We start from the raw sequence: 10538 nt of genomic DNA on the forward strand, positions 1-10538 counted from the left end.
ATCTTGCGGCAGGGTAGCGGTGTACTGCGAGAACGGGGACCAGAGAGTGATGGTCGCATGGTATCCGTCAACAAACGTCTGTTCTGACGGCGGAGGATCGGGAGAGTAGCCGTTCTCATCCAGGCATTTCCAATCCCAAAGCCCGTGCTGATAGGCCTCGCGAACCTGGTCGTCTGACAAGGCTGGCGGGGGCTGGTCGTATCCGAGCTGCTTGCGGCAGTCATCTTCATCCGCAAAGTACACATCCCGCTGGCCATTAGGGATGTTGTCGGTAATGAAGCTTCCGTCGGTCCCAAGAGAGACAGCCCATCCTCTTTCGGTAAGGCATGCCTGCATGTCTGTTGCGAAGTCCGGCGTGAGCCCCACATCAAATGTGAGGTCTGCCGGCTTGGTCGCAGGGAGGTCTGGCATTGCAGAGCAGCCGGCCAGAGCTAGTACCGCAGAAGACACGGCGATCGCTGTGCCGCGTCGAACCCAGTTCCGCAGGTTGTTCGTCCTCTCAGACATGTTTGATTGACCTCGTAGGTGACGAGGGGAGATCGTGCGGGTGCGGATCAGGCATGGTGCCTCATTCTGTATTCGTGACGGAGCTCGGGGTCGGCAGGAGTAGGTGGTTACCAATACGTGATGAATGTTTCCGGATCTGGGCACACTTCCATCAGCTCGTTCATATGCCCAGAACTTGCGAGCGATGGCGCGGCTTCGCGATGGGGGGACCAGCGCGATTCAGCTGACGCCTCGAGATACGACTGAAGTGTGGGTGGATCGCTGGTGGGGAAGCCTTCTTCTGACAGGCACCGTGCTGCCTCCAGCTGGAGGTGGTAAAGGCGAGTCAGTGTCTCGGCGGAGGGCGGTTCGCCGCAAGCGGGACAAGCTTCCAGGAGGCATTGACTCGCCGCCTGGTTGTATCCAGCGGTTTGCTCGGCTGTGAGTTCGATTGAAGTGGAGCCATCCTCTTGGATCACCGCCCCGGGAAACCCAGCCTCATCGAGACAAGCAACGATCTGCCGCGTGCGGTCTGCTCGTTGATCCTGAAAATCACCAAGGCTCTGGTATTCGGCGGAAGGCTCTTGCTGGTCAGCAGGGGACGACGAGCACCCCGCGATCGCTAGCACGGCAAAGACCATCACACCCAGGACCAGGCGGGCGCCGCCCTTCATTTAGCGGCGCCCCTCCGAACTGAGGTTAGTTTTCGCACCAAGCGCTCTTATTCGAGCCGGCGAGGGTGTAGCTGTCCCACTTCCATGGGCCCACTGTCGTGTAATTTCCGCCCTCCCACTTGGTGTTGGTGACATTTCCTGCAGCGTCAATGCGCTGGTGGTTATGGGAGTTCGGTTGGCCGACACCCTGCGGCGTGTAGGAGAACGTGTACGGCCAGCGGTAGCCGTTGCACTGGATCGTGCCGTCTGCCGCGTTCGCAGCTGCGCCGCCCGCGAGAACCAGCCCTGCCGCGAGGGCGGTCCCGCTGAGCCCGGCGATGAGCTTCTTCCTGAGAGACATGACTGTGTCCTTCTTCGTGGGGTCACGGTCGCGGGAGGCTCTCGCGACCCGCGAACGAAATAAATCTTGGAAATTACTTACTTTATTTTCGAGTATCCGGCCCGTGACTTAGCGATGTCAAGACCCCGTTGCTGCACTCGGTCGACGCCGCAGCACAGGGTCGGCGAGGATGAATTTTGCTGGGGGCAAGCGCTGGATTGCCGCCGGAACTGCGGGTGATCGGCCAGTGAAGTCCATGCGGCGTCGTCGGGGCATCAGGGGACGCGTAGTTCGCGAATGGGTTCCCGCCGGCTGGCGACTAACGCGGGCAGGAGTGCCGCGATAAGCGCGGTGGTGAGGGCGAGGATGGCCAGAGCAGCGGTGAATGCAACGCCCGGGAGGGGAGCGCGACCGGCGGCCAGTATGAGCAACGACGTCCCGGTCCCCAGGGCAATCCCCGTGAGGGCGAGAATCCCGGTTTGGGTGACCAGCAGGGTGATGATGAGCCCGCGGGTTGCGCCAAGAGCTCGCCGGCGCCCGTAGTCCTTGCGCCGCATCATTACAAGGCCGTAGAGGAGGATTGCGACCAGTGCACCGGTGAGCGCCATCAGTGCGAGCACGAGACCGCGCGAGTAACTGCCGAGTTGTCCTTGGATCAGCGCGCGAAGCTCGGCAAGGGCTCTGCTGGTCTGCACCGTCACTTTCGTCGGGTCAGTGGGAGCGAGCACAGAGAGAACGGCGTCGCTGACCGGAGCGACGAGTTCGGGGCTCTCGGCGATGACAATGATGACGTTGACAGGCTCGGTCCCCGCAACATCGGGTTGGGGGATCAACATCAGTGGCTGCAGTTCTGTGAGGAAATCAGGAACCGTGAGCTCACCCGCGATACCGTAGCTCACGCCGGTGGTCAGTGTGATTGACCCTGATGGATCGAGCATGCCGAGTTGTTCCAACGCAACCGGTGACGCGAACGCCAGCGCGCCGGGGACGGGAGATTCGCGAGGGACGCCAAGCCGGTCGAAGTGCGTTCCGTAGACGTACCGTGCCGGGACGCGAGTCCCATCGGGAATGAGAGTGTTCGTGGCATCGATCGCGCTAGAGAATGCTCCGGACCATTCGATGCCGTCGATGTGAGAGATGCGGTCCAGGACATCGCTGGTGATGCCTGCGTCTTGTTCGGCCCGGACGGTGATGGAACGGGTACCGGCCGAGTCGATCGTCCCGAGAACCTGCTGTTCTGCGGCGACGGTGCGGCCGGTGGTGAGCATGACGGCAATGATCATTCCGGCGACCATGAGAACTGTCAGGACGGACGCGACAGGCTGAGATCTGGCGGTCGCCGTCGCTTCGCGACTTAACGCTGAGACGGGGATCATAGGCGAATCTCTATGTCACAGGCTGCGGCGACCTCGGGCGAATGGGTGACGACGATAACAGCCGCCCCCGTGGCCGCGTGCTCCTGGAGCGCAGCGACGACGAGCTCGCTCGTCGTCGGATCCAGGTTCCCGGTCGGCTCATCTGCAAGAAGCACCACAGGATCGGTGAGGAGAGCACGACACAGGGCGATGCGTTGCGCTTGACCCCCGGAGACCTGACCAGGCTTGCGGTGCGGAGGCACATCCACCTCGAACCTGTCCAGCAGGTCGAGAGCGCGAGGTCTCGCGGCGGCCCGCTTCTGACCACGGTAGAGAGCAGCCTCGGTCACGTTATCGAGGACCGTTCTGGTCTGATCTAGCGCGGCATCTTGAAAGACGAACCCGAACTGTTCTGCCCTCAGCCGGGCACGGGACGCATCGCTCAAGCCGGTGACGGATTCGCCACTGACCAGAATGTCGCCGGAAGAAGGTTGAAGCATCAGTCCGAGAAGGTAGAGAAGAGTCGACTTACCTCTCCCGGACGGCCCGGTGAGGGCAGTGAGCGATCCGGCAGGAAACACCGCCGACCAATCGGTGAGGACTGGCTGGCCCAAGAGGTACTCGAACACGACCCCTCGCGCTTCCAGACGAGGGGGATCGCCCTGCGCTGACGGTTTTCCATAGCGGGGAGGTCCGGTCACGGCGCAGGGTTCTGTGTGGCGGGAATTCTGACCTTCACGCCCGCGTCTACCCCGTCGATTACGGACATGCCGCGGGCGGATGCGACGACGGTCACCGGATGCACTGTTCCGTCTTGGTCGATGACGCCGATCTGGCCGCTTGCCTCTGTGATGAGCGCGGAAGAAGGAACCACCAGGCCTTGCACTGTCGCCACAGTGATGATCTTTGACGGGAGCAACGCCTGGCCGGACACCGGCACCTGAGCGCATTGGTCACCGCACAGCACTTGGCCCTCGGGACCACTCAAGCTCACAACGATCGTCTGCGACTGCTCGTCCGTCACACGGTCGCCGGCTACCGCGTCCCATACCGTCCCTTCGGGTGACGTGACCTGCACCGCTGTGCCGGTGGGCATCATGGCTGCCTGGGCATCGGTCACGGGCATGGTGAAGGCGGGCGCCGCCGGTAGGCCACGCAGCACGGGTTCACCGCCGGAGAGCGACAGCCCGCGGGAGACGAGTTCGGCATCCAGAGACACGCGAATCGGCAGTGTTGGGACGAAGACGACATCCCCGAGCTCCACCAGCCCGGTCTGCGCTACGCCGAGCGCTTTTTGCCAGGCTTTGATCGCTGTGACAGTGCGAGGCCCGGCGGTGCCGTCGATCGTCCCGGAATAGGATCCCTGCGCGTGAAGCATGGCTTGCAACTGAGCGACGTCCGCGCCCTCAACACCCTCACCAATGGGCCGAAACGCGGGCACGGCACCCTGCGCAACGACCACGGGGCGCTGATTCAGCAGGTACAACGTGCTCCCCTGCACCACCTCGTCTCCAGGAGCCACGACAACACCTGTCACGATCCCGGACGCCTGGTTCGTGCCTACAGGGGTCGGCGACCACTCCGCGACAGCATTCAGGTTGACGCTGGAACTCACCTCACCCTGCTCCACGGACACGAACGTGTACGGTGTCGCGTCCAGCGGATCCTCCGCCGGACGCAACACGGTCGCGGTCGCCCAGCCTGCCGAGCCAGCGAGTACGCCAACCGTCACGATGACAGCAAGCCATACCCATCCTCGTCGGGGCGGGCGGCTCGACGCCGGAGTGTCTGACCTCATCCTCGGCACCTAAACCAACCGCCCGAAGAATCCGAGAGCGGCCCGCTGGCCGAGCGAACGAATGCCTGGCGCGAGTCGTCCGGTAGGCACGGCCGCGCCCTGCGATGCACCGAACAGCAAAGTGAGTACCATGACTTACTAAGCATCGCATAGACAGAGGGAGTCCACTTTGGGGAGCAACGCTCGTCGGGGCGCTCACGCTGACCTCGGCGCGGCGATCGAAGCTCACCGGCTCCATGTGCGAGTGGACGACTCCGCTCGGTCAACATCGAGAAAGTCTTAGCTGGGGTCAGCCACCACTTCTTGGATGGCCTCAGCGACGAGCCATGACAGATCGATGGGTTGCGTCGGAGGAAGCTGGATGTCTGCGGGTTTCGGGTCACCCATGGCACTCCCTTAGGAATCGAGGCGGGTTCTGCTGTGTAGTAGACGATCTTACTTTGTTGAGATCAAGTGCCGTGGATCACGTTCCTGCCTTGACGATCTGCCGACTACTTTCGGATCGTCGTCGCAGGTTGGACGCATACAGCATCTGCGGCAGCGTCAAGAGCACGGCCATGCCCTATCGGGGCACCCGAATGGCCTTAGCGGGCGGTGTGCACTATGTCCAGGGCTGGTCCAGAGGCATCAGTTCAACGGCCAGGAGACGCGCGCGTGCGCACCTGCGACCTTGAGTGCCTAGTGGGTAGACTTACTTTCTAAGAGACTCCCCACCCGGCAGGACCCGGCGGTCAGGCCCCAATCGATGAAAGCGAGTGACGACATGGCGGCTGAAGGCCGTAGAACTGCGCGGGTCGTGCAGGAACGCTCCATCTCGACGCGGGCGGAGCTCCTTGACGGAGCTGCACGGGTCTTCTCCCGACTGACCTATGCAGAGGCGCGCCTCAAAGATGTGGCGGACGAGTCCGGCATCAGCGCGGGGTCAATGTATTTCCACTTCGGCAACAAGGTCGACTTGGCGCAGGCCATCCTTCAGGTGCAGCAGGAACGCATGACTGCCGCGCTCACCGAGGTCCTGGAGCAGGAACTGACAGGGCTGGACGCTCTGCTGGCCATTGCGGACCGGCTGAGTCAGCTGATCGCCTCGGATATCACCGTTCAGGCGGGTATCAAACTTGGCCTGCAGCCGGGCACCGGTTTGGATGCAGACGCGAACGGTCCGTACTTCGAATGGATCCGGATCACCGAATCGTTGATCCGGCAAGGTGGTGAAGACGGTTCGATCAAACCAGAACTGGATGCCGCTGCCGCTGCGGAATACGTGAACGTAGTGTTCGTGGGAGCCCAGCTTCTTTCGGAGATCGAGGATACGTGGGCCTCGTTTCCTGAGCGGTTCCAGCGAGTGAGGCCGCACATCGTCGGCTTCCTCAGTAGTCAGCCCCGCGATTAGCACAGGCGATGGCTGCGCGAACCGAAGTCTCCTCCCACCCGAGCGCAGAGCCCGGACCAGAGGAGCAGCGCAGCGGTCACCCGGACCGCGGTAGCGTGTCCACCCGCGAGTGGCTCGTCCGAGCAGAGGAAGCCCATAAACGCGATCGGCGGAACCTGTGGTTGGGCGCCGCGCGGCTCGATGGGCGCGGCCGATTCACCGTGGCCTTCGCCATTCCGCGGCGGCAGATGTCCGTGCGGTTCGTCGACCTGATCGAGATCGAACGGCAGGCCGGAATCGTCTTCGCCCACAACCACCTCGAGGTCGCCGCCGACGCGGTCTTTGTTCTGTCCGAGATCTCTCTGAGCGTTGACCCTGCCTGGCGCAACCACCCCGGGTTCTCCGGCGAGGTCGAGGTTTCTCGCGTCGACCCGACAGCTGCGTCGCACCAGTCGTCGCGGAAGGTCGCGATGCGGTTTCGTCTCACCATCGACGGGAACTCGTTCGCGGAGGGGTTTGCGCGAGTGAGTTTCTTGCCTCCCGCGCTCTACGCTCGGGTCAGGGCACGGGTCAGTGCACCCTCCGCCGACGAGTCTTCGGGCGGTGAAACCGACCCAGGCGCGGCGATCGTCGATCCGCTTGACCCCCTCACGACAGATCACCCCACGGACCATGTTCCGGGCATGGCGGTCGCGGCAGCGATCGAGAAGGCCGTGGCAGACGGGTGGAGTGGTCGGGCGCTGCGAATGCTGTCGCTCAGCTTCCAGAACTACATCGAGCACGACCCGCCACCTCTTGTCCGCTTCGATCCCCTCGACGGTGATGACATCCGCGGCCATATTCAGCAAGGCGGCGTCACCAAGGGCATGTTTACCGGAGCGCTGACTGACGCGACATGAGGACACTTATGCGAGAGCTTGTTGTGGTTACCGGCGCGAGCGGCGGCATCGGTGCGGCGATCTGTTGGCGCCTTCACGCCGATGGGTACGGGGTCATCGCCCAGTACGGCGTCAGCCACGAGCGCGCCCGAGCCCTGGGCGAACGCATCCGGCGCGACGGCGGGTTCTTCGAAGCGATCGCCTGTGACCTCAGCTCTCCAGATGGGCCATCCACCGTCACGCAGGCCGTGCAGGCGATGCTCGGGGCCAACCGCGACCACACTCTGCGCGGGCTCGTGAACAACGCGGCGAAGCTGCTCGGACCGGCCTTCGGCGAGGCAACCGTCGACCAGTTCGATGACTACATGGCCGTCAATGTTCGCGCCCCCTTCTTCCTCTCCCAGGGACTCGCTCCGCTCATGCCGCCAGGGGGAAGTATCGTGAACATCTCCTCGGCCAGCGCCCACTTCTCCAGCCCTGGCGACATCGTGTACGCGATGACCAAGAGCGCCCTCGAATCCCTGACCCGCAACATGGCCGAAGCGATCGCCCCGGCAGGCCTCCGAGTCAACGCCGTTGTGCCTGGCTTCACCGACAACGGCCACCCAGCCTTCCAAAACCCTGCCGCACAGGAGTACATGTCCAGCTTCTCCGTGCTGGGCGGCGTCGCCGACCCGGACGTTGTAGCGGAAGCGGTGAGCTTCCTCATCTCAGACCGAGCACGCCGCACAACCGGAACCGTCCTCGACGTCACCGGAGGAAGCACCCTCGGCGCGCGACACCGCCGGGCGTCGTCGGTCCGCGCGCTCCTCCCCGACACATAAGAATTGCTACGAAGCGTGGCCCCCGCCCCTTGTGGACTCCCTCGAAGAAGCGCACACTACTCGTCCAGTGATGTCCCTCGATACCTTTCTCCTGTTCGTGCTCGCCTGCGTTCCTGCAACCCGGCAGTGGCCGCGACCGCGAGCGGTGCCCACGCCGACAGCCAGCCGGTCTTGGTGCCGTCCGCGGTCGCGTAGGCGGTGACAGCGGTGAGTGTTGCCCACGCGCGGGACGGTTCGAGGTTCTCCCAGGGCACGGATGCCGGGTCGGCCAGCACGTCGGCGGGATCGGGCAGATCGTTCAGCGCGCGCCAGGCGATGTACTCGGTGGCCGCGCCCTCCCCGACTAGGCCGGTCGTGGCCAGGAGCGTCGAGGGAGTGTCGCCGGGATCGAGGAACGCGAGCACGTCGGCGGTCATCGTCCAGGTGCGGTGCGAGGGCCACGCGCGACCGCTGGCGGCATCCTCGCGCGGGAGCATGTGGAGTAGGTCGGGCCGGGTGCGAATGAAAGACGCGACCTGCGCGCGGCTGGCGGCTCGCAGGACGGGTGAGTAGTCGAGCACACGCCCGGAGGCGGGCAGTTGGAAGCCGGTCGTCATGCCGTCGATCCAGTCGTCCGTGGACGGTTCGTGGTCGATGTGGAGGAAACGGTTTGCCATGGGCGCGGCCAGGTCCCAGCCGTCTGCGGCTTGCTCGGGCGGGTTCGCCGCCGCCACGATCCGGACCCCTCGGGAGAGGGTGAGATCGCCCACGACGCGATCCAGCACCACACGGAGCGCCGCGGCCTGCACCGCGGGCGGTGCGGTCGTCAGCTCGTCGAGGAACAGATAGCCCTCGTTGGCCTTGGAAAGACGTGTCGCCCAAGCGGGCGCGGCGAGTTCGACGCCGGTGTCCTGCACAACGGGCAGGCCCGCGAAATCGGCCGGCTCACGAAGCGAGGCGATCACCGTTTCCATCGGCAGCCCTTCGGCCTCGGCCAGCCCCGCGAGCAGGGAGGACTTGCCGATACCCGGCTTGCCCCACAGCAGGACGGCAACGCCCGCGCGTCCCGCGGCTCGCATCACGGTCAGCAGCGGGTTGCTCTCGCGGTGGAGCGTGGGGAGTGAAGCGGTCATGGGGTGTCCTTCCGTGGTGTTTGTATCTCTGACAGTTACAGACTACGTGGGGGGTCAGACATTGGGGACGTTGGGTGGGGGTTTGGGGGTTTGCGGGTGGTGTTGTGGGGGTGTGAATTGTGCTGGCTTTTTGCAAGCGGGTTTCGGGTGAATGTTGTTTGCATTTTGCAAGCATGTGTCGCGGGTGTGATGTCGGTGGTCTGCGGTAGTTTGTAACTGTCAGAGATACAGAGCGTGGGAGGTGGCGGTGATGGTTTCCAGTCGGTATGGGGTTCGGGGTCGGGGGATCAGTTCGGGTGCGTTGTTGGGGTTGATCGCGGCGGGGGAGCGTCGGGAGCGTGCGGAGGTGTCGCCGGAGCGGGTGGCGTTTCGTGCGCGGGTGCGGAGGGTGCAGTTGGAGGGTCGGGTTGCGCGGGGCACGGCGGGTGGTTTCTACAGCGAGGCCGATGTCGAGCACGCGCGGGCGGCGCTGGCGCTGATGGACGCGGAGGGGCGGTGAGCGTCGTGGCGGTGCGGGGTCGGGCGGCGGGGCTGCTGGCGGTGGGTCGGGGTGTGGTGACTGCGGATGGGCGTGGGGTGGTGTGCGGGGTGGAGCGGCCGGGTTGGGGGTCTACGGGACCGGCTGTGGTGGTTGTGGGGTTCGGGTTCCCGGTCGTTGAGGAGCGGCAGCGTGGCCGCAAGGTGGAGCGGGTGACGTTCCTGTTCGAGGTGGAGCGCCGCTACCCGGTGGGCGATGTCGAGCTCGTGCCGGCGGTCGCGCAGCGGGAGTCGGTGGAGGAGTTCATGGCCCGCAAGCGCGATCCGTCCTGGCGGCCCGCTGCGCTGCCGAGATCTCGGCGGCTGCCTCGGCTGCCGGAGGCCAAGTTCGAGGCGCTGATGCGCGAGCACGGCGCGGATCGGGTGTCGTGAGGTGGGCAGGGCGCTCGCCGCTGGCGGAGAGGATGGGGCTATGACGACTCCGCGGAATTTCCGTGCTCACGTTGAGCTGACGGCGCAGACGGCCTCGCCGGTGATGCGTTCGGGTGTGTACGAGAGCGTGGGGGAGTTCTTCGAGCTCGTCGCGGCGGTGGCTGCGGATCCGCTCGAGCGGTTCGAGCCGGTGCCGGGCAACGAGTGGGTGCGGCCGGGGTTGGCGGGTGCGGTGGCCTATCAGGAGCCGGCCGACGTCGATTCCGGGTTCGGGTTCGCGCTCGCCGTGTACGTCGAGGGCGACGTGACGGTCTACCGGTTTCGCCGCTTCGAGGATGCCGCCCGGGCGGGCCGGCTGTGGTCGGCCGGGATGATCTGAGACCCGCGGCTCGCGCGCCTCGAGGTGAGGCGCTGAGGAGCGAGCTCGACGGGGTGCGGGTGGCCGAGCCGGGGGAGCGATCGGGCCCGGCAGCTCGAGGCGCAGCCGGCATCCGCAGCAGGGCACTCAGCGCTCCGTCAGCCGCCGCGACGGCCACACACACCGGGTAGTGCCGTCGAGGCCGGCACGCGGGCGCACAGCGCCGCGCAGGAGGCATTCGACACCCCACGGTCAGCCCTGCCGCCGCGGCCGCGAGCGCACCCGCGCTCGCCCCACCTCGACCACCGACACCCGACATTGCACACCCGACCATGACCACGCACACGACGCGATCCCGCCTTCACAACGCACCACGCACAGCGGCCCGCCAGGGCCGCAGGGGCCGCGCCAGCGGGCCCGCCGAGAGGCGGCGCCAGCCGCCGCTCGCTGCCCCCC

11 protein-coding genes are annotated in these 10538 nt (G+C 65.3%); 5 read left to right on the top strand and 6 right to left on the bottom strand.

The genetic code is table 11. The features are described 5' to 3' along the window. Nucleotides 1–614 precede the first annotated feature (614 nt). The 5 genes from F6B43_RS19445 to F6B43_RS19465 all read right to left on the bottom strand — a co-directional run bounded on the left by F6B43_RS19445 (nt 615) and on the right by F6B43_RS19465 (nt 4449). Nucleotides 615–1160 (bottom strand): hypothetical protein, encoded by a 546-nt coding sequence (locus tag F6B43_RS19445; protein ID WP_150450758.1) that lies wholly within the window; start codon nt 1158–1160, stop codon nt 615–617. A gap of 25 nt (nt 1161–1185) precedes the next feature. Beyond that, complete coding sequence (locus F6B43_RS19450; RefSeq protein WP_150450760.1) at nt 1186–1500, bottom strand: hypothetical protein; 315 nt, start codon at nt 1498–1500, stop codon at nt 1186–1188. A 254-nt stretch (nt 1501–1754) separates the two neighbouring features. Beyond that, nucleotides 1755–2762 (bottom strand): ABC transporter permease, encoded by a 1008-nt coding sequence (locus F6B43_RS19455; RefSeq protein ID WP_246160076.1) that lies wholly within the window; start codon nt 2760–2762, stop codon nt 1755–1757. A gap of 89 nt (nt 2763–2851) precedes the next feature. Then, nucleotides 2852–3535 (bottom strand): ABC transporter ATP-binding protein, encoded by a 684-nt coding sequence (locus tag F6B43_RS19460; RefSeq protein WP_246160077.1) that lies wholly within the window; start codon nt 3533–3535, stop codon nt 2852–2854. Continuing rightward, complete coding sequence (locus F6B43_RS19465) at nt 3532–4449, bottom strand: peptidoglycan-binding domain-containing protein (protein WP_246160078.1); 918 nt, start codon at nt 4447–4449, stop codon at nt 3532–3534. The genes F6B43_RS19460 and F6B43_RS19465 overlap by 4 nt, the downstream gene beginning before the upstream one ends. A gap of 946 nt (nt 4450–5395) precedes the next feature. Between F6B43_RS19465 and F6B43_RS19470 the strand changes: the two genes are divergently transcribed. From F6B43_RS19470 to F6B43_RS19480, 3 genes are all read left to right on the top strand, one after another. After that, entirely contained in the window at nt 5396–6022 is a 627-nt protein-coding gene (locus F6B43_RS19470; protein ID WP_170285761.1) for a TetR/AcrR family transcriptional regulator, read from the top strand. Nucleotides 6023–6117: 95 nt separating this feature from the next. Then, nucleotides 6118–6900: a hotdog family protein gene (locus tag F6B43_RS19475; RefSeq protein ID WP_170285762.1), complete on the top strand. Its 783-nt coding sequence runs from the start codon at nt 6118–6120 to the stop codon at nt 6898–6900. Nucleotides 6901–6908: 8 nt separating this feature from the next. Further along, nucleotides 6909–7703, top strand: coding sequence for an SDR family NAD(P)-dependent oxidoreductase (locus F6B43_RS19480; RefSeq protein ID WP_170285763.1), 795 nt, complete (start codon nt 6909–6911; stop codon nt 7701–7703). Between the two features lie 56 nt (nt 7704–7759). On the opposite strand, the gene F6B43_RS19485 is transcribed toward F6B43_RS19480, so the two are convergent. Beyond that, nucleotides 7760–8815 (bottom strand): sigma 54-interacting transcriptional regulator, encoded by a 1056-nt coding sequence (locus F6B43_RS19485; RefSeq protein ID WP_150450771.1) that lies wholly within the window; start codon nt 8813–8815, stop codon nt 7760–7762. A gap of 690 nt (nt 8816–9505) precedes the next feature. Between F6B43_RS19485 and F6B43_RS19490 the strand changes: the two genes are divergently transcribed. Next, nucleotides 9506–9724, top strand: a complete 219-nt coding sequence (locus F6B43_RS19490; protein ID WP_150450773.1) for a hypothetical protein — start codon at nt 9506–9508, stop codon at nt 9722–9724. A gap of 40 nt (nt 9725–9764) precedes the next feature. Further along, the gene (locus tag F6B43_RS19495) at nt 9765–10103 is read left to right on the top strand and encodes a hypothetical protein (RefSeq protein WP_150450775.1); all 339 of its coding nucleotides are present in this window, start codon (nt 9765–9767) and stop codon (nt 10101–10103) included. Nucleotides 10104–10538 lie beyond the last annotated feature (435 nt).

It is taken from the genome of Microbacterium rhizomatis, from assembly GCF_008710745.1.
In the GTDB taxonomy this organism is placed as follows: domain Bacteria; phylum Actinomycetota; class Actinomycetes; order Actinomycetales; family Microbacteriaceae; genus Microbacterium; species Microbacterium rhizomatis.